Origin of the sequence: Mumia spirodelae (assembly GCF_050632745.1) — a bacterium.
Lineage (GTDB): Bacteria > Actinomycetota > Actinomycetes > Propionibacteriales > Nocardioidaceae > Mumia.
Map to the genome: position 1 here is coordinate 122,624 of NZ_JBODSD010000005.1, position 22,169 is coordinate 144,792.

General features: G+C 70.8%; 24 protein-coding genes. 11 read left to right on the forward strand and 13 right to left on the reverse strand.

Going from position 1 to position 22,169, the window contains the following annotated elements; translation table 11 throughout:
• The first annotated feature begins 160 nt into the window (after window positions 1-160).
• Window positions 161-928, forward strand: coding sequence for a GntR family transcriptional regulator (locus ACQSSQ_RS20650; protein WP_431329016.1), 768 nt, complete (start codon window positions 161-163; stop codon window positions 926-928).
• 71 nt (window positions 929-999) lie between these two features.
• Here ACQSSQ_RS20650 and ACQSSQ_RS20655 read toward each other — a convergent pair whose 3' ends face one another.
• Entirely contained in the window at window positions 1,000-4,260 is a 3,261-nt protein-coding gene (locus tag ACQSSQ_RS20655) for a beta-N-acetylglucosaminidase domain-containing protein (RefSeq protein ID WP_431329017.1), read from the reverse strand.
• A 256-nt stretch (window positions 4,261-4,516) separates the two neighbouring features.
• On the opposite strand from ACQSSQ_RS20655, the gene ACQSSQ_RS20660 reads away from it, so the two are divergent.
• On the forward strand, window positions 4,517-4,912 hold the full coding sequence (locus ACQSSQ_RS20660; RefSeq protein ID WP_431329018.1) for an SHOCT domain-containing protein: 396 nt from the start codon (window positions 4,517-4,519) through the stop codon (window positions 4,910-4,912).
• Window positions 4,913-4,997: 85 nt separating this feature from the next.
• Entirely contained in the window at window positions 4,998-5,558 is a 561-nt protein-coding gene (locus ACQSSQ_RS20665) for a DUF1269 domain-containing protein (protein ID WP_431329019.1), read from the forward strand.
• 15 nt (window positions 5,559-5,573) lie between these two features.
• On the opposite strand, the gene ACQSSQ_RS20670 is transcribed toward ACQSSQ_RS20665, so the two are convergent.
• The 3 genes from ACQSSQ_RS20670 to ACQSSQ_RS20680 form a co-directional block, all read right to left on the reverse strand.
• Window positions 5,574-6,269, reverse strand: a complete 696-nt coding sequence (locus ACQSSQ_RS20670; protein ID WP_431329020.1) for an alpha/beta hydrolase — start codon at window positions 6,267-6,269, stop codon at window positions 5,574-5,576.
• Between the two features lie 78 nt (window positions 6,270-6,347).
• Window positions 6,348-6,713, reverse strand: a complete 366-nt coding sequence (locus tag ACQSSQ_RS20675; RefSeq protein ID WP_431329021.1) for a VOC family protein — start codon at window positions 6,711-6,713, stop codon at window positions 6,348-6,350.
• Between the two features lie 113 nt (window positions 6,714-6,826).
• Window positions 6,827-7,219, reverse strand: coding sequence for a dihydrofolate reductase family protein (locus ACQSSQ_RS20680; RefSeq protein WP_431329022.1), 393 nt, complete (start codon window positions 7,217-7,219; stop codon window positions 6,827-6,829).
• Between the two features lie 243 nt (window positions 7,220-7,462).
• On the opposite strand from ACQSSQ_RS20680, the gene ACQSSQ_RS20685 reads away from it, so the two are divergent.
• From ACQSSQ_RS20685 to ACQSSQ_RS20695, 3 genes are all read left to right on the forward strand, one after another.
• On the forward strand, window positions 7,463-8,167 hold the full coding sequence (locus ACQSSQ_RS20685; protein ID WP_431329023.1) for a GAF and ANTAR domain-containing protein: 705 nt from the start codon (window positions 7,463-7,465) through the stop codon (window positions 8,165-8,167).
• A gap of 80 nt (window positions 8,168-8,247) precedes the next feature.
• The gene (locus ACQSSQ_RS20690; RefSeq protein WP_431329024.1) at window positions 8,248-8,754 is read left to right on the forward strand and encodes a DUF2975 domain-containing protein; all 507 of its coding nucleotides are present in this window, start codon (window positions 8,248-8,250) and stop codon (window positions 8,752-8,754) included.
• Window positions 8,754-9,008: a helix-turn-helix domain-containing protein gene (locus ACQSSQ_RS20695; RefSeq protein WP_431329025.1), complete on the forward strand. Its 255-nt coding sequence runs from the start codon at window positions 8,754-8,756 to the stop codon at window positions 9,006-9,008. The genes ACQSSQ_RS20690 and ACQSSQ_RS20695 overlap by 1 nt, the downstream gene beginning before the upstream one ends.
• Window positions 9,009-9,084: 76 nt before the next feature.
• On the opposite strand, the gene ACQSSQ_RS20700 is transcribed toward ACQSSQ_RS20695, so the two are convergent.
• The 3 genes from ACQSSQ_RS20700 to ACQSSQ_RS20710 all read right to left on the reverse strand — a co-directional run bounded on the left by ACQSSQ_RS20700 (window position 9,085) and on the right by ACQSSQ_RS20710 (window position 11,535).
• Window positions 9,085-10,005 carry a ferredoxin family protein gene (locus ACQSSQ_RS20700; protein ID WP_431329026.1) on the reverse strand — a complete coding sequence of 307 codons (921 nt, stop codon included), beginning with the start codon at window positions 10,003-10,005 and terminating at the stop codon, window positions 9,085-9,087.
• 4 nt (window positions 10,006-10,009) lie between these two features.
• Window positions 10,010-11,191 (reverse strand): cupin domain-containing protein, encoded by a 1,182-nt coding sequence (locus tag ACQSSQ_RS20705; protein WP_431329027.1) that lies wholly within the window; start codon window positions 11,189-11,191, stop codon window positions 10,010-10,012.
• An 83-nt stretch (window positions 11,192-11,274) separates the two neighbouring features.
• Entirely contained in the window at window positions 11,275-11,535 is a 261-nt protein-coding gene (locus ACQSSQ_RS20710; RefSeq protein ID WP_431329028.1) for a hypothetical protein, read from the reverse strand.
• Window positions 11,536-11,898: 363 nt separating this feature from the next.
• On the opposite strand from ACQSSQ_RS20710, the gene ACQSSQ_RS20715 reads away from it, so the two are divergent.
• Window positions 11,899-12,588 (forward strand): GAF and ANTAR domain-containing protein, encoded by a 690-nt coding sequence (locus tag ACQSSQ_RS20715; protein ID WP_431329029.1) that lies wholly within the window; start codon window positions 11,899-11,901, stop codon window positions 12,586-12,588.
• A 7-nt stretch (window positions 12,589-12,595) separates the two neighbouring features.
• Here the strand turns inward: ACQSSQ_RS20715 and ACQSSQ_RS20720 are convergent, their stop codons facing one another.
• Window positions 12,596-13,501: a DUF1838 family protein gene (locus ACQSSQ_RS20720; RefSeq protein ID WP_431329030.1), complete on the reverse strand. Its 906-nt coding sequence runs from the start codon at window positions 13,499-13,501 to the stop codon at window positions 12,596-12,598.
• Window positions 13,502-13,593: 92 nt separating this feature from the next.
• Here ACQSSQ_RS20720 and ACQSSQ_RS20725 point away from each other — a divergent pair, with 92 nt between their 5' ends.
• The gene (locus tag ACQSSQ_RS20725; protein ID WP_431329031.1) at window positions 13,594-15,015 is read left to right on the forward strand and encodes an AAA family ATPase; all 1,422 of its coding nucleotides are present in this window, start codon (window positions 13,594-13,596) and stop codon (window positions 15,013-15,015) included.
• Between the two features lie 20 nt (window positions 15,016-15,035).
• Here the strand turns inward: ACQSSQ_RS20725 and ACQSSQ_RS20730 are convergent, their stop codons facing one another.
• The 4 genes from ACQSSQ_RS20730 to ACQSSQ_RS20745 all read right to left on the reverse strand — a co-directional run bounded on the left by ACQSSQ_RS20730 (window position 15,036) and on the right by ACQSSQ_RS20745 (window position 20,219).
• On the reverse strand, window positions 15,036-15,566 hold the full coding sequence (locus tag ACQSSQ_RS20730; RefSeq protein ID WP_431329032.1) for a hypothetical protein: 531 nt from the start codon (window positions 15,564-15,566) through the stop codon (window positions 15,036-15,038).
• Window positions 15,567-15,883: 317 nt separating this feature from the next.
• Window positions 15,884-16,750, reverse strand: coding sequence for a GyrI-like domain-containing protein (locus tag ACQSSQ_RS20735; RefSeq protein WP_431329033.1), 867 nt, complete (start codon window positions 16,748-16,750; stop codon window positions 15,884-15,886).
• 76 nt (window positions 16,751-16,826) lie between these two features.
• Complete coding sequence (locus ACQSSQ_RS20740) at window positions 16,827-17,804, reverse strand: ArsR/SmtB family transcription factor (RefSeq protein ID WP_431329034.1); 978 nt, start codon at window positions 17,802-17,804, stop codon at window positions 16,827-16,829.
• A gap of 555 nt (window positions 17,805-18,359) precedes the next feature.
• Entirely contained in the window at window positions 18,360-20,219 is a 1,860-nt protein-coding gene (locus ACQSSQ_RS20745; RefSeq protein ID WP_431329035.1) for a glycoside hydrolase family 3 protein, read from the reverse strand.
• 111 nt (window positions 20,220-20,330) lie between these two features.
• Here ACQSSQ_RS20745 and ACQSSQ_RS20750 point away from each other — a divergent pair, with 111 nt between their 5' ends.
• Complete coding sequence (locus ACQSSQ_RS20750) at window positions 20,331-20,915, forward strand: sugar O-acetyltransferase (protein WP_431329036.1); 585 nt, start codon at window positions 20,331-20,333, stop codon at window positions 20,913-20,915.
• Here the strand turns inward: ACQSSQ_RS20750 and ACQSSQ_RS20755 are convergent.
• A complete protein-coding gene (locus ACQSSQ_RS20755; protein WP_431329037.1) occupies window positions 20,902-21,492 on the reverse strand; it encodes a dihydrofolate reductase family protein in 591 nt (196 codons plus the stop codon). The genes ACQSSQ_RS20750 and ACQSSQ_RS20755 overlap by 14 nt on opposite strands.
• Window positions 21,493-21,755: 263 nt before the next feature.
• On the opposite strand from ACQSSQ_RS20755, the gene ACQSSQ_RS20760 reads away from it, so the two are divergent.
• Together ACQSSQ_RS20760 and ACQSSQ_RS20765 are read left to right on the forward strand one after the other, a co-directional pair.
• Entirely contained in the window at window positions 21,756-21,998 is a 243-nt protein-coding gene (locus tag ACQSSQ_RS20760; protein WP_431329038.1) for a hypothetical protein, read from the forward strand.
• On the forward strand, window positions 21,995-22,150 hold the full coding sequence (locus ACQSSQ_RS20765; protein ID WP_431329039.1) for a hypothetical protein: 156 nt from the start codon (window positions 21,995-21,997) through the stop codon (window positions 22,148-22,150). The genes ACQSSQ_RS20760 and ACQSSQ_RS20765 overlap by 4 nt, the downstream gene beginning before the upstream one ends.
• Window positions 22,151-22,169: the final 19 nt, after the last annotated feature.

Below are 22,169 nucleotides of genomic sequence, written 5' to 3' on the forward strand. Positions count from 1 at the left end.
CATCACGTCGACCCTCGTTGCACGGCGCGATGCCGCGACAGTAATACTGGTATAGACCAGAAGTCAACGGGGTGCGCACACCTGAGAAACACCGCTGGCGGACGGGCCGGTCACTACGATGGCGAGCACCCCCCGACCGGACGAGGGATGGAGGTGGAACGTGCCGAGGGCGAAGCACATGGCGAGCGACGCGGCGGCGGAGACTCTGGTCACGGCGCCAGGCAGACCCAAGGGCGAACAGATCCGCGAGGCGCTGACCAAGCTCGTCATGGAGTCGCGCGCAGGATCCCTGCTCCCCTCCGAGCGCGTCCTCGCCGAGCGGTTCGGCGTGGCCCGCATGACAGTGCGCGGGTCGATCGACGCGCTGGAGGTCGAGGGACTCGTGCGCCGGGTCCCGGGGCGAGGGACGTTCGTGGAGCACCCGACGCTGATCCATTCGGAGATCCTCAGGTCCTTCAGCGAGGACATGCGCCTGCGAGGGATGGTCCCCGGCGCCCGGAACCTCCGTGGCAGCGTCCGCAGCGCCGATCGGGACGTCGCCGAGCGGCTCGGTGTCGAGCCCGGCGACGAGATCTTCCACCTCGAGCGCGTACGCACAGCCGACGGGACACCGATGGCGCTCGAGCGCACCAACCTCTCGGCCGCGAAGTACCCGGGTCTGCTCGACGCCATGAGCGACGAGACCTCCCTGTACGAGGTGCTCGGTGCGCAGTTCGGCATCCGGCTGGAGTCGGCCGAGCAGACTGTGTCGATCGCGACGCTCACGGCCGCCGACGCGCGCAAGCTCGAGGTCGCCGCGGGTACGCCGGCCTTCCTGGTCGAGCGTCTCTCGATCGACAACATGGGGAACTGCGTCGAGTTCGGGCGCTCGCTGTACCGAGGCGACCGCTACGCGATCAAGATGCACGTCAGCAAACCCGCGTCCTGACCGCCGAACCGTCCGGACAGGCCCTCCCGGCTCGTACGGCGCTGCGCCGTACGAGCCGGGAGGACCACGCCTCACGGGGTGGGCGCCGCCAGGAAGTGCCCCGCGATCGCGTCGGCCGACAGCGCACTCCGGTAGAGCGCGACCTCGTCGAGGTCACCGGCCAGCTGGTTCGCCGCGTCGTCGCCGCGCGCGCCGAGCTTGATCGACGACGTCCCCGACGACGGCGTCACCGAGGTCGCCACGCTGCCGTCGGCCACACCGTCGACGTACACGGTGAGCCGTGTGCCGTCGTGGGTGAGCGCCACGTGGTGCCACGTGCCGGTGTCCAGCGTCGTACGGCCGGTGACGAGGCCGTACGACGACGCGCCGAGGCTCCAGCCCTGCAGGCGTCCGTTGTCGACACGAAGGGCGAAGCCGTTCACCGCGGGTCCGGTATAGCTCTCGACGACGGCCTGCCCCGGCGAGGCGGCGATGGAGTCCAGCTTGATCCACGCCTCGACGGTGAACGGACCGGTGAGGTTGGTCGCCGCCGTCCTCGGCGCCTCGACGTACCCCGTCGCCAGGTCCGCAGCCGTGTCACCCGCGACGGCGCCCGCAGCACCCGGCTTGGCGCCACGGGTGTAGTCGCCAGAGGCACCGCCCTCGACCTCGTCGTGTGCGACGAGGCCGCTGGACTCCCCGAGCCGCCAGTACGCCGCGGGGTCCGCGGCGGCCACCAGCTCGGCGTACGGGGCGTCGGGGCGGCGCCCGACGCTGACCGTCACCGGCACCTCGACCGCAGGCCCGTCGGGGACACCGACGCGGACCGTGATCGTGTGCTGCCCCGTGGCGGACTCGGGGACGTCGACCGCGAGGGGGAACGACCGGGTCAAGGTCCGCCCGTGCGCGCGAAGGCGCGCCGACTGCTGGTCCGGTCGGACGGTCCAGCCGGCAGGCGCCTCGGCGCTCGTGACCACCGGGAGGACACCTTTGTCGTGCGCCTCCACGTCCACGCTGAACCGCGCCGTGCTGCCCGCGGCCAGAAGCCCGCCGTCGGGGTCGGTCGTGACGGTGGCACTCAGGACGTCGGCGTACCGCGGAGAGACCTCGTAGATCCGCGGCGCCACGCTCCCGGCGGCCCACGCGATGCGGATCGCCCGGGCGTCCGGCACGTCGGCGGGAAGGCGCGTGTAGCCCTTCCCCAGCACGCCGACCGCCTTCCACGTGCCGTCGGCGCGCTGGACCTCCACGGCGCCGTCCGCGGGACTGGCGGCATCCTGCACGATCGTCACCGCGTCGAGCGGGTGCGCCTTGGTCAGCGGGACCACGAGCGCCTCGCCCTGCTCCGGAGGCCGGGCAGCGACGTACACGGTGTCAGCACGGCGATCGGCCGCCCGGGCCAGACTCGAGCCCGACGCGGCGGCGGGCGCGCCGGTAGGCGCAGCGAGATCGCCGTACCACCGGTCGCCGATGAACCCGTCGCTCTGCGTCGCGGCGAAGCTCAGCAACGTCTCGACGGGACCGGCCGCGACCTGGTTCCCGATCGCGTCCGACAGCGCCCGTGCGTTCGCCTGGTCCCGACGCGCCGCCCATGCGGCCTCTCCGTCGCCTCGGTCCTGGGCGAGCAGGAGACGCACCGCCGCCTTGCCCGCGGCACCGTAGTGGCCGAGCTTGTCGAGCCACGGCTTGATCGCCGCGAGCATCAGCGGATCGTCGAGCTCTTCCCGCAGGGATGCCGGGAGGCTCTCGAGGCGGGCGAACTCCGCCGTCAGCTGCCGCGCGGTCCGCGTCACGTCGCGCCCCGCCGCGTAGTCGGTCGTCATCTTCTCGACGAGGTGCGTCATCGTCGCCGGCTGCGGCGGGTCGAGGAGCGACGAGCGGTTGTTCTCCGCGAACAGCCGGAGCTCCTCGTACGCGTTGCCACCGAGCTCGCGCAGCGTCCGCGTCCAGGCACGCTCGTGGTCGTACGCCTGCGGGTTCCACGCGAAGTCCGCCTGCGTCCCGAGCACGATCTGCGAGGGCGCCTGCTCGATCATCTCGTTGAACGTGATGCCGATCGTGCGCTTCTCCATGCCGGCCTCGCGCGCCACCGACGGGCCGACGAGGAGGCGGTTGCGCGCGTAGTCGTTGACCGGGTAGTTGTCCCAGATCATCAGCCTGTGCTTCGGGAAGGCCGCCAGTGCCTTGGTGACGTCGTCGTTGCTGATGCTCGGCGAGACGACCTGGGGGCCGGTCCAGTAGATGTCGACGTCGGTGCTGAGCAGGTCGTCGAACCGCGTCCGATAGGTCGTGACGTCGTTGCCCCAGTACTCCGTGGGTACGGTGACCATCCGGCTCGCGCCGGGGCGCTTCTCGATGAACTCGGTCTGGACGTAGTTGGTGACCTCGGCCTGCGCGCGGGCCAGGGGTGACGCGTCGTCGCGGTATGCGGCGGTGTCCTCGGGGCAGGCGAAGCTGCCGGACACGTCGTCCCAGGCGATCACGAAGGTCCGGATGCCGATGTCCCACAGCTGGTCGAACCGAGCGACGACCTTTGCGCGGTCGGCGGGACGGACGTGACAGATCCCCTTGCTCGGGGCCATCGGGGCCTCCGGCGAGATCCGGTAGACGAAGTCCACGTGGTTCGCTCGGGCGAGCTCGACGAGCTCCTTCATCCGGGCGAGCTCGTCGTCGGGATAGAGCGAGGCCCAGTTCGAGCCCGTACGCAGGTCGTCGGCGGGGCCGTAGAAGAACTGGTTCATCTTGTGCCGCGCGAGGAACTCGATCTGCGAGACACGGTCGGCCTGCGACCACACTGGTCCGTAGAAGGACTCCATCCCGCCGCGCACGGCGTACCCCGGCCAGTCACGGATCGCCACACCGCGAATCTGCGCGCCGAGCTCCGCTTCGAGAAGCTGGGTGAAGGACTGCGCCGCGTAGAAGGTGCCGGTGTCGTCGACGCCGGACAGCACGATGACTCCCTTCCCGCGATCACGACCGGCGGCGAGGACGTACCCCTCGTCGGGCAGGTCGGCCGGACCGTCGACCCGCAGCCGTGACAGGGCGGCGGTGGTCGACGGCGTCTGGTCGGCCGTACCGACGTGGACGACGACGGAGCTGTCCGCCGCGTCCGCGTCTCGTACGACGTTCACCTCGACACCGTCGGCACCGAGCGCGGCGACGGTCGCCGCGACAGCCGGCGCGTCCGCGTCGCTTCCGGCGACGACATCGATCGAGGACGGGAGCTTCAGAAGGCCCGGCAGTGCGCGGGTCGACTGCGGCGTGGGGAAGACGCCCGTCTCGGGAGATGCCGATGGAGGGGTGGCCGTCGCTGCCGGGACCGCGAGGGCGCCGGCGGCGACAACGGTCGCCACGGCGAGCGCGGCTCGCCGTCTGAGTCGGAACGGGGATCGGGAACGGGCGGGTCGCAGCATGTGTGCCCCCTGGCTCGACGATGGAAAATACCGGTATAGTCCGGTATTCCAGCTCCTGTCAAGCGCTGTCGAGACCACCCGTCGAGTCGCGGACTGGGTCTCGCAGCCATGAATTGGGCCTGCGCGACCCCATCCGGCTCTGCCACGCTGCGCCTACCGGTCGACCCGGACCCGGGACAACGAGAAGAGGATTGCCATGGACTCCATGACCAACGACTTCGGACAGGTGCTTCTCTGGACCTTCTGGTTCTTCATCTGGTTCGCCGCACTGATGGTGTGGATCCGCTGCCTGTTCGACCTGTTCAGCGACCACACGCTCAGCGGCTGGGCGAAGGCGGGGTGGGCCGTGCTCCTCATCTTCGTGCCGTGGCTCGGCGCTCTGATCTATCTCATCGCCCGCGGACGAAGCATGAACGAACGACAGATGGCCAGGGCGGCGGAGCTGCAGGCCGCGCAGGCCGACTACATCCAGCAGGTCGCCGGCTCCTCGACCTCGGCGACCGACCAGATCGCCAGCGCCAAGGCACTCCTCGACTCGGGCGCCATCGACCAGAACGAGTACGACACGCTGAAGGCGAAGGCACTTCGCTGAGACTCCGGCGGCATCACCCGACCAGGGTGATGCCGCCGCGTCGTGGTCGTTGAAGGCTGGAACCCACCGTTCAAGGGAGCCCGACATGACAGACGACGTCAACAGACCCGACCCGGACGTGAGTGCAGCCGCCGTCTCCGATGGCGCCTACACCCTCCTGGTCGCGGACTTCAGTGACACCAGCGCCGCGTGGGACGCGTACGAAGCCCTCAAGTCGATCGAGGACGGCCGCACCGTCGAGATCGAGGGCGTGGTCGTGGTGAGCCGCTCCGCGGAGGGCAAGCTCGAGGTCCAGAAGGCGACCGACCACAGCACGAAGACTGGGCTCAAGTGGGGCCTCGTCGGCGGCATCGCGCTCGGCGTGATCTTCCCGCCGTCGATCCTCGGCAGCGCGGTCGTGGGCGGCTCCGCAGGGGCCCTCGTCGGCAAGCTGCGTCAGCGCCACCACCACGGCGAGCTCGAGGAAGAGCTCGAGAACGCCATCCCGCCCGGACACTCCGGCCTGCTCGCCCTCGTGTCCGACCCCGGCGCCGTGAAGATCCGCAAGGCGCTCGAGCGGGCCGACGCGATCGTCGAGTCCGCCATCGACACGGTCGAGGCCGACGACATCAAGGCGGCGGCAAAGCAGGCCGAGCGGGAGGACTGAGCGTCCGGCGGGACCTCACTCCGGCAGCGTCGCGAGGATCGCTGCCGCGAGTGCGGCCGGCTGCGTGATCTGGGGCCAGTGCCCACCGCCGAGGTCGACGTACTCGACGCTGTGCTGCGCGCCCACCTCGGGCAGCTCGCCCTCGTCGACCCACGAGCGGAGATCGGCGGCGGTGTACTCCGGGCACAGGTACGTCGCCGGAATCCCGTGACGCCGAGGGTCGCCGAGGCGGACCGGGTCGGACACCACGCGTTCCGGCACCGGGATCGCCTCGGCGTACAGGGCCGTCAGCTGCTCGGGCGTGAAGTCGACGATGTTGGCCTCCTCGCCGACCTCGGCCCAGTCGGGCATCGCGACCTCCCCGTCGACGGCCTCCAGACCCGAGAGGAGGCTCTCGCCGTCGGCCACGGGGAAGCCGCCGACGTGCACGACGTGCGCCACCCGGTCGGGATGGTGGTCGAGCGCGGCGTGCCCGATGCCGCATCCCGCCGAGTGGGCGACGAGCAGCACCGGGTCGTCAGCGGCCTCCAGCACGGCGGCGACGGTCGCGACATGATCCTCCAGCGTGATGCCGGAGCGGTCTGACTCGACGGACTCCATGCCGGGAAGGGTCAGCGGCACCGGCTCGTGGCCTGCCTCGGCCAGAACCGGGACGACCTCGTCGAAGGTCGAGGCGTTCAGCCACAGCCCCGGCACCATCACGATCTTCATGGACGACTCCGCTCACGAGACGACAGCCCCCACGCTAGAGGCGCCCGCCGACAGTCGCCATGCGCCCCAGCCGCGGGCTCACCAGTTGCCGGCCAGGGTGAGGCAGAAGGGATGACCGCCGGGATCGACGAGAACCCGCCAGGTCTCCCCCGGCTGCTCGTCCGGGACTCGCGCCCCGAGGTCGACCATCGCCTTCTCGGCGGTCGCAAGATCGTCGACGGCGAGGTCGAAGTGGAACTGCTTCGACCCGTGCTCGTTGGGCCATCCGGGCGCTTCGTAGTCGGGGATGGTGCCGAAGCCGAGGGCGTGTGCGGGGCCGGTGAGCATGGCGTACTCGTCCTGCGAGTGCGCCACCTCCCAACCCAGCACCTCCGACCAGAACGCCGCCGACGCAGGGGCGTCCGCACAGTCCAGGGTGATCATCTTCAGCTCGGCCAGACTCATGGTGCTCCGCTCCGCGGCGGGCTCCCCCGCCGCTGCTCGTTCGTGGACAGCACCAGCATCACCGTCGCGCCGGGGCGGCGTCTTGAACAAAGGCGACACCCGAGAACAGCACCTCAGCGGGTCCGGTAGTGCGCGTAGAGCAGCCCGCTGTCGAACGCACGCTCCTCGACCAGGTCGAGGTCGAGGCGCACGCCCTCGGGGAAGAACCGCTTGCCTGCGCCGACGACGCTCGACGTGATGAACAGGTGGTACTCGTCCACGAGGCCGGCCGCGATCGCCTGTGCCGCGAGGTTCGGGCCGTCCACGGAGATGTCGTGGTCGGACTCGGCCTTGAGCCTGCGCACCGCATCCGGGTCGAACCTCCGCTCGATCCTCGTCCGGGCGCTGGAGACCGACTCCAGCGTCGTCGAGTACACGATCTTCTCGGCGGCCTGCCAGTCCCTCGCGTAGTCCAGGATGTGCGGCGGCACGTCGGAGCCTTCGCGCACGCCCTCCCAGAAGACCATCTCTCGTACATGCGTCGGCCGTAGAGAAACGTGCGGACGGGGCGGAACAGGTCGTTGATGAAGGTGTGGACCTCCACGTCCTCGGCAGCCCCGGTGCCGAGGTCGCCCTCGGCCGCCTCCGCGTAGCCGTCGAGCGAGGTGATCATCGAGTAGACGAGCTGTGCCATGCGGGTGTGACTTCCCGCCGTCCGCGAACTCATCGATCGGCCTGCCGCCACCGCCCGACGCTCGTAGCCTGGCGTCATGACCCAGAACGAGGGTCCCGACGACCGGTTCGCCGAGCTCGCGCGGTCGTTGAAGGACCAGGATGACGAGTCCGACACGCTCGACACCGCACTCAAGCTGGCCGTCGAGACCATCGCGGGCTGCGACGAGGCCGCGATCAGCCTGGTCCGCCGGGGCGGGCGGATCGAGACGCTCAACTCCACCGGCGAGCGGGCACGGCAGGCAGACCTCCTCCAGTACGAGGTGAACGACGGACCGTGCCTGGACACGATCCGCGAGCACGAGACCACCCTCGTCCGTGACCTCGGCCACGAGGAGCGGTGGCCGCGGTGGAGCCGGCACGTCCACGACGACCTGGAGTTCGGCAGCGTGCTCTGCTTCCAGCTGTTCACCGCAGCCGACGACTACGGCGCACTGAACATGTACTCCGAGCAGGTCGACGCGTTCGACGACCACGACCAGGTCGTCGGCCTGGCCATGTCCGCGCACATCGCCGTCGCCCTGTCCTCGTCGCGCCAGATCGAGCACCTCAACCGGTCCGTCCGCAGCCGGACGGTCATCGGCGAGGCTCTCGGCATCGTCATGGAACGCTACGGGCTCGACGAGAACCGTGCCTTCCGTTTTCTCCAGCGCGTCTCGAGCATCACCAGCACGCGGCTCGTCGTCGTCGCCGAGCACATCGTCGCGACGCGCGCGATTCCGGGAGAGGCGACCGAGGAGTAGGACGGCACCCGGTCAGCCCTTGCTCAACCTCTCGTTTTTCGATAGATTCTTCTCGTTGCGCGGCGAGAAGGGATCGTTTCATGGGTGGTTGGGCCGTACGAACGCTGCAGGTGATCCTCGCGATCGCGCTGGCTGGCTCGTTGTTCGTCCAGTGCGTGCTGGTGCCGCTGATCTGGATCGACATGGAGGACGCGCGGGCAGTGATCCGGATCCCGTTCGTCGTGATCCTCGTCCTGGGCATCGGCACGCTGCAGGTCACCGCTGTCTGCATCTGGAAGCTGTTGACGATGGTCCGGCGCGGCACGGTGTTCTCGCACGCGGCGTTCCGCTACGTCGACATCATCATCGGGGCGATCGCTACGGCGTCGGTGCTCACGTTCGCGGTGGCGGTGCTCGGGGCGTACAGCAACCGGACGAGCCCCGGCGACCAGGTGGCACCGGGTCTGGTCGGGCTCGTCTGCGGGGTCTCGCTCGTGCTCGCCGGGGTGGCGGTGCTCGTGCTCGTGATGCGCACGCTCCTCGCCCAGGCCGTCGCCCGCGACGCCGAGGCCCGGCACCTCCGGTCCGAGCTCGACGAGGTGATCTGATGCCGATCGTCGTCGACATCGACGTGATGCTGGCACGCCGCAAGATGGCCGTCGGCACGCTCGCCGAGCGCGTGGGGATCACCCCGGCCAACCTCGCGGTCCTCAAGAACGGACGGGCCAAGGCGGTGCGGTTCACGACCCTCGCCGCCTTGTGCGAGGTCCTCGACTGCCAGCCGGGCGACCTGCTCCGGTGGGAGCCGGCGGACTCCGACGGCGAGCCTGCGGCAGCGCCGGACGAGGTGGGACGGCCGTGATCCGCATCGAACGGCGGCCGCGATCACGGCGGGCGGGTGGCGGCTCGTGCGCACCGACGCGACGTGAGCCCGGCGCCTACTCCCCCGCTTCCACCCGGGCCACCGTGTAGCTCGTCGCCGAGGTCTCCTGGTGCGCCGCGCACGTGAGCATCGCCGGTACGCGTTCGGTCGCGACGACGTCCGCCACGAGGCGCGTCGTACGCCCGTCGCGGACCACCGCGACCTCCGCGACCCACGAGCCCGTCCCGGTACGACGACCCTCCACGAACCGCACCGCCTCCGCCGGCAGGGGGCCGTACCGTTCGTGCGCCGCGACGACTGCGGCCTGCCCGAACGGTGGGGCCGAGGCGACGCCCCGCAGGTACGCCGGGACGACGGCACCGGCGAGGTGGGAGGACACGACGTCGACGGCGCTGTCGGCGTCGAGGTTCCCGTACGTCGTGCCGCCCGGCAGCACGACGACGTTCGCGGCGAAACGGTCGCCCCCGATGTGCGAGCACTCCCACGTCTCGTCGGGCCAGCGCTCGGCCAGGGCCGACGCCACGGGGCGCCCGCGGATCGCGCAGCAGACGTCGTGCCTGCCGTGGGTGCAGACCAGCAGGGTCGTGCGCGGCGGCCCGGTCGCCGGCCCCAACGGCTCGCGGACGACCGCCGCGGCTTCCCGCAGGTCGGAGCTGCGCCGCCAGGTCCCCCACACCGCACCGTGCCCGGCGTCGTTGTCCATCACGGCCCAGCGCCGCTCGGTGGTGTCGACCTGGCGGCCCGGCCGGCGGATCATGAGCAGCCGCGACCGCGCGACGCGGATGGCCGCGGCCAGCTCGCCCAGGACCTCAGGCTCGATCGCGTCAGACGCGAACGCGTTGAACGGCCAGGGACCGGGGTGCTCGACCAGCAGCCACCGCTGCGCGGGCGTGGCCGTGGCGGCGAGCGGGTCGTGACGCCCACGCGCAGCCGCGGCGCACCTGAACGGATCTGCCGGCGCCGCTCCCTCAGGCACCGGGTCAGCCGTCACAGACCACGACGGCGGCCGCCAGCAGGCGGCGCGCGAGGTCGATCCCGAGCGCCGCGACCGAGGTCTCGCCGGACGTCAGAAGATCGCCGACCGCGTCGAGCTCGCCCGCGCCGAGCCGTACCGTCCCGGCGCGGCTCACGAGATCGCCTCCCCCGTCACGACGGGGACGTACGGCAGCCTGAAGGTGGTCGCGCAGCGTCACGCGGTCGTCAACCGAGAGGTCCTGCGTCGCGCGAAGCTGCGAGACCGGCCCGACGGGTGCCGCCCGCCCGGCACGACGAGATGCCGCCGCGAGCCTGCGAGCGACCACCTGTGCGTCGACGCCCGAGAGCGCTGCCGCCAGTCGGTCGCGTACGAGGTCGACGTCCGCCCCGATCCGGTCCGCGTATCCCACGTCGATGCCCGCGGCCAGGGACGCGCGGACCTCCGCATCGTCCGAGAGCGTCTCGAGGAGGACGTGGGCGAGCTCGCCGGCGACCGCGTGCCGGGTCCAGGCGTGGACGCCGAGCGTGAGGTGGGTGCTCACGTCACCGAGCGCGGTCGCGGCGTGCAGGTATCCGCGGGGCAGGTAGAGGCAGTCCCCCGGTCGCAGCACTGCCCGGATCAGCGGCGGCTCCTCGGCAGCCTGCGCGACGGCGCGCCGACGGTCCGTCCAGGGCTGGTCCCGCAGCGGCGACGCGAGGACCGGCCGGTGGATCCGCCACTCCTTCTCACCGCTGATCTGCAGCACGAACACGTCGTGGACGTCGTAGTGGTCGTCGAACCCCTGCGACTGGGGCGGAGTGACGTACGCGTTCGCCTGCACCGGGTGTCCGAGCTCGGCGGCCAGGTCGGCGACGAAGCGGACGAGAGGTGGCCACGTCCGGTGCAGCCCTTGCAGGACCAGCGTCGCCCCGTCGGCGAAGAGCTCGCTCAGCCGAGAGTCGTCGACCTGATCCGCGATCCCCGCGCCGACACCCGCGCCGGCGGTGAAGTCATGGTTCGGCAGCGTCGTCCCGTCCCGGGCGACCCGCAGGAAGGGTGTGCGCAGGCCGTGCTCGGACAGCAGCGTGTCCACCGCGTCCTCGTCGAGAAGGTCCTCGAAACCACCGCTGCGCTCAGCGGAGGTCACGAGGAGCGGTTCGCGCCCCCAGGAGGTCGTGGCGAAGTGCTCGAGAGGACGTCCGAGCATCCTCTCCACCGGGCTGGTGGGAGATGCGCTGCCGCGACGGTCGGGGCGCCCCTCCGCGAGAGGCGCCCCGATCTGACGAGCGGTCATGCGCCGCCGTCTGCCCCGCCGTCGCGCGCGCCCGGCGTACCTTCTGCACCGCCGTCCGCGGGGCCTTCGGCACCACTGTCGGCGCCGCCGTCCGCACCGCCGTCGTGCACGCCCGGCGTACCCTCGGCGCCCCCGTCCGCGGGGCCTTCGGCACCACTGTCGGCGCCGCCGTCCGCGCCACCGTCGTGCACGCCCGGCGTACCCTCAGCACCGCCGTCTGCAGGGCCTTCGGTCGACTCGGGATCGAGCTGGCTCATGATGATCTCCTTCTGCCCCCCGGCCCGGCGCGGGCGATGTCGGTGTCATGGGTGCGTGGTGCCGCCGGGCTCCGCATCCGAAGTGTTCCCGCCGCCGAGGGCGCGAAACGCTTCTCGCCGCAAACCCTCGTGACACCGATTCACCAAACCACGAATTGAGTCCCTCCGCGCGGGTACCGCCTTGCTCGGGTGGCGGTCCAGTCCGGAATGGACCACGACCAAGGCTGTGCCTGTCCTACAGCGCGGCAGGCACAGCCGCACCCCCTCTCGTACGCGATGTGCTTAGCACCTGGTTTCGGTGGGGGAACGGGTCTACAGTCACAGCACGGCACACGTGGGTGCCGCTCGGCGGGAGGGAGCGGCATGAGCTTCGAGAATCCGCTGGATGCAGGCGAGCTCGCCGAGCTCATCGAGGAGATCCACGCGGCCGACTCCCCCGCCGAGACCGCCGAGCAGGTGATCAAGTGCCTGTGCGAGATGCTCGAGATGGATCAGGCTGGCGTCACGATGATCCGCGGCGGCGGGAGGCTCGAGACGGTCTCGGCCACGGGTGACGAGGTCTACCGCGCCGACGAGCTCCAGATGACGCTGGCCGAAGGTCCGCTCTTCAGCGAGGACTGGGACCAGACACTGCGATCAGGCGACCTTGCGAACGACCGGCGCTGGCCGCTCTGGGCGAAGGAAGTCACCGACCTCGGGTTCGCGAGCCTGCTCAGCGTCAGCCTCGCACCCGAGTCCCACCGCATCGGCGCCGTCTCGCTGTACTCCACCGAGCCGCGCTTCTTCGACGACGACGACGCAGCGCTCGCGCACATCTTCGCCCGGCACGCAGCCATCGCCCTGGTCACGGCGGAGAAGGAGGAGCACCTCCAGATCGCCTTGGACGCGCGCAAGCTCATCGGCCAGGCGCAAGGCATCCTCATGGAGCGCTTCGACCTCGACGAGCCGAGGGCCTTCGCGGTGCTCCGACGCTACTCGCAGAACCACAACCTCAAGCTCCGCGAGGTCGCCCGCCAGCTGGTGGAGACGCGCAGACTCCCGCCTGTGCTGTGAACGCGCCTCACGCCTCGCGCGGGGTGGCGCGCGCGTAGGCCTCCCACGAGGACAGGATCGGGCCCGACACGTCCCAGTCCTTCGGCGCCTCGAAGTAGTCGGGGTGGTGGCGCTCCGTGTAGGCGCGGATCTTCGGCGGTACGTCGTCGAGCCCGCGGATCGTCTTGCGACTGTGCAGACGGCCCGTCATCACGCCGCCCTCGAGGCCGGAGCCGCCCATCCGCATCCACGGCCAGAACGGGGACACGCGCGAGAACCCCGCACGGAAGTGCGCCGAGGCGAGGTCGCGGTCCTCGAGCTCACGCTTCGACGTGTAGATGACGAAGTGCTCCGACGGGTTGATCGTCTCGCCCGTCGAGGACCGCGGCCAGCCCGACGGTGTCACCGGGTTGGGGTATTCGTGCGCGTAGTCCCACTCGAGCAGCACCTCGTCGCCGTAGACGGCCCATGGCAGGAGGAAGGGCAGCGACCCGTCGTCGGACGCGTCGACGTTCTCGTTCATGGCGACGCCGTGCTCCTCGGCGTCGCCGACGTAGAGCCTCGGCATCTCGAGCGTGAGCTCGCCGCCGATCCTGTCGTTGAGGAACGGGAAGACCTCGACCGTCTCCCCCGTGAACGGGTTGTCCCAGGTCTCGAGCACGTCGCCCGTCCGCAGGTCGTAGAAGAAGCCGGTCTCCTTGCCGCGCATCTGCAGGCGCTCGGAGGCCCCCTCGCCCACGAAGCGGACCTTCGTGATGCCGGTGCCGGCGTACCCGAAGAGCGGCTGCAGGCGGGACGTCCCGACCGACGCGTACATGGCGCCGTGGAACGTCGAGACGAGCGGGTCCTCGCCGAAGGTCCCCCACGTCTTGCCGAACGCGTAGAGGTTGTCGCGCGGCGACGCGGCGAGGTCGAGCGGTACGGAGCTGGTCACAGCGGGACGCTAGCAGCATGGCGACGGTTCGCGGAACGTCGTTCCAGATAAAGCGCGAGCGGTAGCCGGACACCCCGTGGCAGAGTTCGCCCATGACCGACGTCCCGGACTTCGTCGCCACGTTCACCCGCTTCCTGCGCGACGTCGTCGACCTGCAGGAGAACCGTGCCGACTCGTCGCCGCTGACGGCCCTCGTCGACCGTCATCTCGGCTGTGCCTCGACCGATATCGCGATCGTCACCGAACGTCTCAGCCGGATCCGGCTCGCGGACGCCGACGTGGCTCTGTCGGCACTGGCGCACGACGGCCAGCTGGTCGGACTGGCGAGCCGCCACGCAGCCCACGGGACGTTCGCCGAGGTCTTGCGCGGCGAGCTCGGCAGCACCGGCGTCGGCCCTGTTCCGTACGTGACGCTGCCGGTCGGTCCGGGCAAGGACCGCCAGGTCGTCTCGCACGGCGTGTGGCTGTTCGAGCACGACGGCGTCCCGCTCGCGGTTCGGCAGCGTGACGCCAACCCGATGTACGGCCTCTCTTCCGCCCAGCTCGAGATCGCGTCGCCGACGCCCGAGGCGACCTCGCACTTCCTCGCGAGCCTGCGTGCCGTGATGGCCGAGCACAGCGTCCTGCGCGGTCAGGTCGTCTCCTTCACCGGTCAGCGGTACGACGACGAGACCCTCGACGGTCTGTTCTTCCACGAGCGACCCGACGTGCCGGCTGACGAGGTCGTCCTCCCGCCCGGCACGCTCGAGCGGATCGAACGGCACGTCATCGCGATCGGCGCCAACCACGCCGCGATGCGCGCCGCAGGGCAGCACCTCAAGCGCGGTGTCCTGCTGTACGGACCTCCCGGAACCGGCAAGACGCACACGGTCCGGCACCTCGTCGGCAAGAGCGAGGGGACCACAGCGATCCTGCTCAGCGGCAACGCGCTGGGCCTCGTACGAGAAGCGACCCAGATCGCGCGCAGCCTCGAGCCGGCGATCGTCGTCCTGGAGGACTGCGACCTCGTCGCAGAGGACCGGGACATGATCGACTCACCCGACTCGATGCTCTTCGAGCTCCTCGACGCGCTCGACGGCCTCGACGGCGATGCCGACGTCGCGTTCGTGATGACCACCAACCGGCCGGACCTGCTCGAGCGAGCCCTCGCGCGCCGGCCCGGACGCGTCGACCTCGCGGTGGAGATCCCGCTCCCCGACGCCGACGCACGGGCAGCGCTCTTCACCCTGTACGCCCGTGACCAGGCGTTCTCCTCCGACGCACTGCACGCCGCGGCCGACCGGGCCGACGGGGTCACCGCGTCGTTCGCGAAGGAGCTCGTACGCCGCGCCGTCCTGCGCGCGGTCCTCGCCGAGCGCGCCGCCGGGGACGACGACCTCGCGGCCGCGCTCGACGAGCTGATGTCCGACCAGGAGCTGTTCACCCGCAGTCTGCTCGCGTCGGGCGAGAACGCGTTCGCCGCGCCCACCGAGGACTGGGAGGACGTGTTCGACGACAGCGACGATCCTGACTGAGCTCGCGGGCGCCGGCGACGCTAGCCGCGATGCACCCACCGGGTGAACGTCCTGCGCTTCGGAGCCCAGTCGCTCCGTTGGCTCCCCGAGGCCGTGTCGGACGCGCCCGCGATCACCCGCACCTTGCCGTACGCGCCCAAGCACGTGGGGCTCACGCGGAACGCGACCCTGTCACGCGCGTAGTCGACGCTCATGCCGACGCGGCAGTGGATCGGCATGCCGGGCCTCCAGCGCCGAACTGGGGAGATGCCCCAGTCGGTTCCGTCGGAGGTTCCACCGCCGACTGCGAACTCCGGCCCGCGTCGCTTGGGTCGGGTGTCGAGGTAGAAACCGACGCTGCCGAGCTGGCCGCGACGCTTGAGATCGGTCACCTTGACCACCAGGATCAGGCTCGTCCGGCGGTTCTTCACCGTGATGCTCGTGATGTCCATGCCGTCCACACCGTCGCCGATACGATCCTCGACCGTCCTCTGCGCGGCGTGGGCGGGCGCCATCGGCACCATCGACCCCGCCACGACCAGACCCATCACCACTCCGAGCGTCCGCCTCATGATGCCCCCCGACTCAGCCGGAACACCCGACCCGTCGGACGCCGGCACCGCTGCTTGGTGACGGCAAGCATGGGCGTCGGCTCGGACGCGTGTCACCGACATTTGACGAGGTTGCGTTCTCGGCTTGCCGCCCCGTGGAGAAAGGGCACCGCGCGGTGGCGGTGGTGGGCCGACGAGAGGCGAAAGGAGTGGGTACGCCTCCCGCCGGCCAGTCCGGGTCGGAACACCTTCCGTACCCGTTTCTTCGTCGCCGGCGCTCGATCGGATGCCTACTCGCCGGACTTTTTCGCGATCCCGCGAATCGGCGTAGCCGACAGCTAGGCGCGTTCCACGGGGAGCCACAGCTCGCACGTCGCCGTCGTGAAGTCGTCGGCGCGCTCGAGCACGGCCACGATCGACGGGCCGGGGCGCAGCCGCCACGGGTTGGACGGGAACCAGTCCGTGGCCGTGGCGGCCCAGGTGGACTGCAGCGCCGCCGGGTAGGGGCCCGTCGTCCGGAACACCGCCCAGTCGCCGGCCGCGACGTCGATCGTGTCGAGGTCGTCAGGCACGGGCGTCGCCTCGGTGACGGCCACTCCGTGGAGGTAGGTCAGCTCGCTCCCCTCGGTGGCATCCGGGTCGACGTCGTCGCTCACCTGCAGCAGTCCCGCAGGCTCGGTGGTGCTCAAGGCCTTGAGGCGAGGGTGCTCGGCCTCGGGCAGCGACGCGATGTGCGCCTGGATGTGCGGGTTGGCGCCGTGGTGGATGAGCGGTACGCGGGCCGCGTGGCCGGCGAGTCGGAACGCCGGTCGGGTGGCGATGCGGGTGTCCATAGGGGTGTTCCCTTCGACGGTCAGGTGGAACCTGAGCTGCGGTTGTGTCCGGAGGGGGCCACCGTCTCGCCGCGCGTCGCCAGGACCGACGCCGTGCACCGCCCGGAACGCTCGCCCGAACGCCTCGGTGGAGCCGTAGCCGTACCGCACGGCGATCCCCAGCAGGTCGTCGCCGCCGACGACCTCGGCGGCCGCCACGGCCATCCGGCGCCGCCGGACGTACTCGGACAACGGCATCCCGGCCAGCGACGAGAACATCCGACGCAGGTGGTACTCCGTCGTACCGAGGCTGCTCGCCAGGCCGGCGACGTCGATCTCCTCGGTGAGGTGGTCGTCGACGTGCTCGACGAGCCGGTTGAGCACTGCGATCACGGTGTCCCCTTCCGCGTCAAGCGTGCTCCTCGGCACAGGCCCCGCACCCGACTATCGCGGCCCGGTTCGATCGCCCTCAGCCGGCTTGACGCAGGAGGTCCTCGCCCAGCCGGGTCAGGGTGTGCAGCACGGTCTCGGCGTGGCGGCGGCTGCTGATCAGACCCGCCTCGCGCAGCGTACGCGTGTGGTAGCTGACGGTGCCGGCGGACAGGCCGGCCCTGCGGGCGAGCTCCGACGTGGTGGCCCCGGTCGCGCAGGCCGCGAGCACGGACGCGCGGCTGCCACCGATGAGCGCGGCCACCGCCTCCTCCGGGCATGCGGCGAGGTGGTCCGCGGCGGAGCGAGGCAAGGGGTAGACGAGCACCTGCGGCAGCCCCGGGTCGGCGAGGGTGACCGGCTGCTGCCAGCAGAAGTACGACGGGACCAGAAGCAGTCCGCGCCCGTCGAGGTGGATGTCGCGGTCGGCGACGTGCTCGAGGACCCCGAGGACCGGGGGGCGCCACTGGAGCGTCGGACCGAAGCCTCGGAGCAGACCGTCCACTCCCCCGTCGAGGAGGTGACGGGCGCGCAAGGCGCGCTCGCTGTCGAGCAGGCTGCGCATCTGGTCGGCCATCGGGGAGATCACCGCGGCGTGGTACGCGCGCAGCGTCTCGGTCAGGATGCGCCGCCCCCGTGGCGCCGCGAGCGCGCCCAGCGGTGAGCGATTGCCCTGCCGCGGCTCGATGCGCGAGATCTCCCCCGCCACACGACGCTCGGGCAGCGCGAGGATCGCCTCCAGCCCCGCGTCGAGGCCGTCGGCGCCCTCGGCGGGGGTGAGGAAGTCCGGGAAGTATCGCGCGCGTGGGTAGAGGGGCAGAAGAAGGGTCCGGACGGCTCGTCCGAGCGTGGTGTCACGCAGCGTGCGCACTGCGTCGGTGTACCAGCGCTCGTGCGCCCAGCGGCCCCGGCGGGTCTGGAAGCGGTGCAGGCTCGACGCGATCTCCCACAGCGGATCGGGCGTGGCGGCGAGCCGGGTCCGCGCGAGGTCGACCTCGCTGAAATGGATACGAAGCACTGGATTCCCCCTCTCCAGACGCCCTCAGACTCCCAGACGCGCCGATCACGGAACGCTGCATTTCAAGGCACGTCGAAAAGCCTGTCGGCACTCCTCGCCCCGGTGACAGGATCCTTCGCCGTGGCGCCCCGCGGGCAGCTCACCGAACGCCCGCCCGGGTGCCTTTCAGCGTCACATGGGGGAAGCGGCATGAACAAGAAGACCATCACTGTGCTGGCCACCGCCGGACTCGCGGCAGGGGTCGTGTACGCCTCCGGGGGCCGGCGCGCGGGTACGGCGCCACCGGGGGCGACGCCGTACCCGCCGTCCCGACGGCCGGGCGTGGCAGCCTGCACGTCCAGGTCCGGCAGAACCGTGCCCGCTTCGCGGGCGGCGGCGTTCGGCAGGCACCGGTTGACGTGACGCGCCGCCCCGCGGCGAGCTCCGACGGGTCGAATGCAGGCAAGACGCTCGAGGTCTGGCCTGCATTCGTTCTGCTCGCGCCTGGTGACGCGAGCGCTGCGATGCGGGCCGGACACGCTCAGCGTCCGGCCCGCATCTGGCTTGCGCCTCCCGTCAGAAACCGAGGCCGTGACCGAACGGGAACAGCTCGCCCGTCCCGTCGGCACGCGGGATGGAGACGGGCAGGCGCCCGGCCGGGTCCACCTCGCCGAACAGCACCCGCACGAGCGACTCGACCTGACCTGCGGTGTAGCCGTAGGTGTCGAGCACGGTCTGCGCCTCAGGGAAGGACGCGACGTCGTACGGGTTGCGCATCGCCGCGACCACGACCGGCTTCCCGGTCGCCAGCAGGGCCCGCACCAGGTTCGTCTGTGCCACCGCGGCCGGCGTCGGTAGTCCGGTGTCCGCGTTGACGGCGTAGGCGTTGTTGGTCGACACCACCACGAGGTCGGCGTTCTGCGCGGCCGCGACGGCGTTCGCGATGGCGGTCGCCGACGGTGTCGTGCCTGACTCGAGGACCTGCGTGGTCGCTCCCCGTGCCGCGAGCGCCGTCGCCATCGTCTGGGTCGTACCGACGCCCCATCCGGCGACGAGGACGCGGCGCGGACCGGCCGCCAGCGGCAGCAGCCCTGCGTCGTTCTTCACCAGCGTCGTCGTCCGGTCGGTGATCGCCTGGGCATCGGCGAGGTGCTGCGGCGCACCCACCACCTGCGTGGCGGCGGCCGCGTCGACGTACGGGTCCTGGAAGATGCCGCGCTTGTGCTTGTGCATCAGGATCCGGTAGACGGACTCGTCGAGCCGCTGCTTGCTGATCTCCCCGCTGCGGACGGCGTCGAGGACGGCGTTGTAGGCGGTGTCCATCTGCGGCGGCACCAGCAGCTGGTCGGCACCGGCGAGGAAGGCCTTCACCGGCGCCACGTTCGGCGGGTACGTCGAGGTCGCGCCCTGCATGTCGAGGGCGTCGGTCACGATCAGTCCGTCGAACCCGAGCTCCTCGCGCAGCAGCCCGGTGAGGATCTTGTGCGACATCGTCGCGGGCACGCCCGGGTCGATCGCCGGCAGCACGACGTGGGCGGTCATGATCGTGTCGATCCCCGCGGCGATCGCGGCACGGAAGGGCGGCAGGTCGATGGCGTCCATCTCGGCGCGCGTGTGGGTCACCTCGGGCAGGCCGAAGTGGCTGTCCTTGCCGGTGTCGCCGTGGCCCGGGAAGTGCTTCGCGACGGCGGAGACGCCACCGGAGTGGTAGCCGCGGACCTGCGCCGCGACGAGGTCGGACACCAGTGCCGGGTCGGAGCCGATCGACCGGATGCCGATGACGGGGTTGTTCGGGTTGACGTTGACGTCGGCCACCGGGGCGTAGTCCTGCGTGACGCCGACCGCGGCCAGCTCGGTGCCGATGACCTCGGCCGAGCGGTGGGCGTCGTCCGCCGACCGGCCCGCCCCGAGCGCCATGTTGCCGGGCATCTGGGTCGCGGGGGGTCCGAAGCGGGCGACGAGCGCACCGCCCTCCTGGTCGACCGCGATCTGCAGCGGGATGCTGCGAGGCTGCGCCAGGGCGGCCTCCTGCAGGCCGTTGGAGAGCGTCGCCACCTGGGCCGGGCTGCCGATGTTGTCGTCGTTGTTGCGCGTCGTGTAGTAGATGACGCCGCCGGGCTGGTACTTCGCGACCGCCTGCGCCGGCGTGTCGACGCCGTACAGCCGCTGGTTGACGGCCTTCGCGGTGTCGCTGACGTTGTTGGCGTCGCGGCCCGCGACCTCGATGACGAAGAGCTGGCCGACCTTCTGCTCCACGGTCATGTGGCGCAGGAGGGAGATCACCTTGCCGCGGTACGGGGCGTCGCCGGAGTGGCCGGGGTCGCTGGCGGTCGCCGCGGGTGGACCGAACGCCGCGACCAGCACGAGGGCCAGGCCGAGGACGAGGAGCCGGAGCGGTGTCCGGCGTTGGAGGAGGGATGCTGGACGGACGGACATGAGAGCCTCCGGGGGGTCACTGTCGTGTGACGAGAATCACACGACAATAGCGCTTGACCAGTTCATGCGCACTGCCCGGAAATGTCGGGCCGCTCTGTCAGCATCGGGGCCATGTTCGAGGAGCGACGCCTGCCGACACGCACCCCCGAGTCCCGCGCGTTCGCCGAGCGCGTCCAGCACGTCATGGACCTGACGTCACGTCTCAACGTGCTCCGGCACAGCGACGTCGAGGCGCGCAACGCGCTGCTCGCCGAGATCTTCGGCGGACCGCTCCCGGACTCGCTCACGATCTACCCGCCGTTCTACTGCGACTACGGCCTCGGTGCCGCGTTCGGCGAGCGCGTCTTCATCAACCAGGGGTGCTTTTTCCTCGACCTCGGCGGCATCACGCTCGGTGACCGCGTGCTGATCGGGCCGAACGTCACCCTGAGCACCGCAGGTCATCCGGTCGACGTCACAGGACGGCTCGACGCCCTCACCTACGCGCCGATCGTGGTCGAGGACGACGTCTGGATCGGCGCCGGAGCGACGATCGCGCCGGGCGTCACGATCGGCCATGGCTCGGTCGTCGGCGCCGGCACCGTCGTTGCCAAGGACGTCCCGCCGCTCACGGTGGTGACCGGCGCGACCCACGTCGAGCGGCACAGCGTCGAGCCGCACAGCGACGCGCGCGACAGCGACGTCACGAGCCGCTGACGTGCAGCGTGGGTCGATAGACGAGCTCCTGGATGGCGCCGTCGAGCGTGCAGGACTCGATCAGCTCGAGGTCGAAGTCGTCCGCCCCGCGAAAGATCGGGTCAGTCCCGGTCTTGCCGGTGATGACCGGGAACACCGTCACCTGGACGCGGTCGACGAGACCGGCAGCCATCAGCGCCCTGTTCATCGACAGGCTGCCGTGCGAGCGAAGCGGCACGTCGGACTCCTCCTTGAGCCGGGCCACGACGTCGACGGCATCACCGGGCACGAGGGTCGCGTCCGCCCAGTCGAGGGGATCCTCGAGGGTGTTCGACACCACCGTCGCCGGCAGCGCGCACAACCGCGAGACCCAGGGGTCACGCACTTCCGACTCCTCGGTGCTCGCGCTCAGCAGGTCGACGAACGCCCGGTAGGTGTTGGCGCCGAGGACCAGCCGCTGCTCCGGGGTGTACTGGGCGAGGCGGTGGTCGAGCAGCTCCGGGCCCTGCTTGCCCCAGTAGCCACCCCAGTCGCCGCCGGCGGCGGTGCCGTAGCCGTCAAGGCTGGAGAAGACGTCGAAGGTGTAGGTCGCGGTCATGATGCTCTCCTCGAAGGGGACGGTCGGTCTCTGAGTGCAGACCGCGGCCACGCCAGAACTCATCGCTCGGCATCGTCGGAGAGTCGCGAGCGAAGTTGTTCAGGGTCGGGACTGGTGAAGCGATCATCGCGTGGGTCACTGCACGGCACGGGCTATCCCGGCAACGTTCTCGTCGTAAAACCGTGCTCACCCCAATCTGTCCTGAACAAGTTCCCGTGATACCTTCCTTTTCACCAGACGGGGATAACCGACGAGGAGGTCCGGTGAAGCGCACGCGCAAGGTCGCAGCTCCGCTCCCGAAGACGTGGCACCGACAGCTGTTGTCCCTGCAGAACGAGCTCATGCGCGAGGAGCTCGCGGCGCAGCCCGGCGCGGTCATCATGACGACGCACTGGGCAGCCCACCGCGTCCGCAGTGAGGACCCCAGCACCTGGATCGCGCAGGTCGCTACGCTCTCGCGCGAGGCTCTCGCCTCCGCGACGCACGGGACCGGAGTCGCCGCATGACGACCTTCCTGACCACCTACGGCCTCAAGAGCCGGCGCGCGCTCGCCCGCCTGATCAGTGCAGGCGCCGAGCCGCACGGGCGAGAGCTCGGCAGCACTGTCCACACCTTCGAACGCACCGACGAGCTCGCGGCGGCCACCGTCCCCGGGTGAGGGCCACGGCTCCCACAAG

Coding starts and splice junctions, on each gene's coding strand:
- ACQSSQ_RS20660 (WP_431329018.1), top strand. CDS start 4,517: ATGGACTCCATGACCAACGACTTCGGACAGGTGCTTCTCTGGACCTTC.
- ACQSSQ_RS20665 (WP_431329019.1), top strand. CDS start 4,998: ATGACAGACGACGTCAACAGACCCGACCCGGACGTGAGTGCAGCCGCC.
- ACQSSQ_RS20670 (WP_431329020.1), bottom strand. CDS start 6,269: ATGAAGATCGTGATGGTGCCGGGGCTGTGGCTGAACGCCTCGACCTTC.
- ACQSSQ_RS20675 (WP_431329021.1), bottom strand. CDS start 6,713: ATGAGTCTGGCCGAGCTGAAGATGATCACCCTGGACTGTGCGGACGCC.
- ACQSSQ_RS20680 (WP_431329022.1), bottom strand. CDS start 7,219: ATGGTCTTCTGGGAGGGCGTGCGCGAAGGCTCCGACGTGCCGCCGCAC.
- ACQSSQ_RS20685 (WP_431329023.1), top strand. CDS start 7,463: ATGACCCAGAACGAGGGTCCCGACGACCGGTTCGCCGAGCTCGCGCGG.
- ACQSSQ_RS20690 (WP_431329024.1), top strand. CDS start 8,248: ATGGGTGGTTGGGCCGTACGAACGCTGCAGGTGATCCTCGCGATCGCG.
- ACQSSQ_RS20695 (WP_431329025.1), top strand. CDS start 8,754: ATGCCGATCGTCGTCGACATCGACGTGATGCTGGCACGCCGCAAGATG.
- ACQSSQ_RS20705 (WP_431329027.1), bottom strand. CDS start 11,191: ATGCTCGGACGTCCTCTCGAGCACTTCGCCACGACCTCCTGGGGGCGC.
- ACQSSQ_RS20710 (WP_431329028.1), bottom strand. CDS start 11,535: ATGAGCCAGCTCGATCCCGAGTCGACCGAAGGCCCTGCAGACGGCGGT.
- ACQSSQ_RS20715 (WP_431329029.1), top strand. CDS start 11,899: ATGAGCTTCGAGAATCCGCTGGATGCAGGCGAGCTCGCCGAGCTCATC.
- ACQSSQ_RS20725 (WP_431329031.1), top strand. CDS start 13,594: ATGACCGACGTCCCGGACTTCGTCGCCACGTTCACCCGCTTCCTGCGC.
- ACQSSQ_RS20730 (WP_431329032.1), bottom strand. CDS start 15,566: ATGAGGCGGACGCTCGGAGTGGTGATGGGTCTGGTCGTGGCGGGGTCG.
- ACQSSQ_RS20745 (WP_431329035.1), bottom strand. CDS start 20,219: ATGTCCGTCCGTCCAGCATCCCTCCTCCAACGCCGGACACCGCTCCGG.
- ACQSSQ_RS20750 (WP_431329036.1), top strand. CDS start 20,331: ATGTTCGAGGAGCGACGCCTGCCGACACGCACCCCCGAGTCCCGCGCG.
- ACQSSQ_RS20755 (WP_431329037.1), bottom strand. CDS start 21,492: ATGACCGCGACCTACACCTTCGACGTCTTCTCCAGCCTTGACGGCTAC.
- ACQSSQ_RS20765 (WP_431329039.1), top strand. CDS start 21,995: ATGACGACCTTCCTGACCACCTACGGCCTCAAGAGCCGGCGCGCGCTC.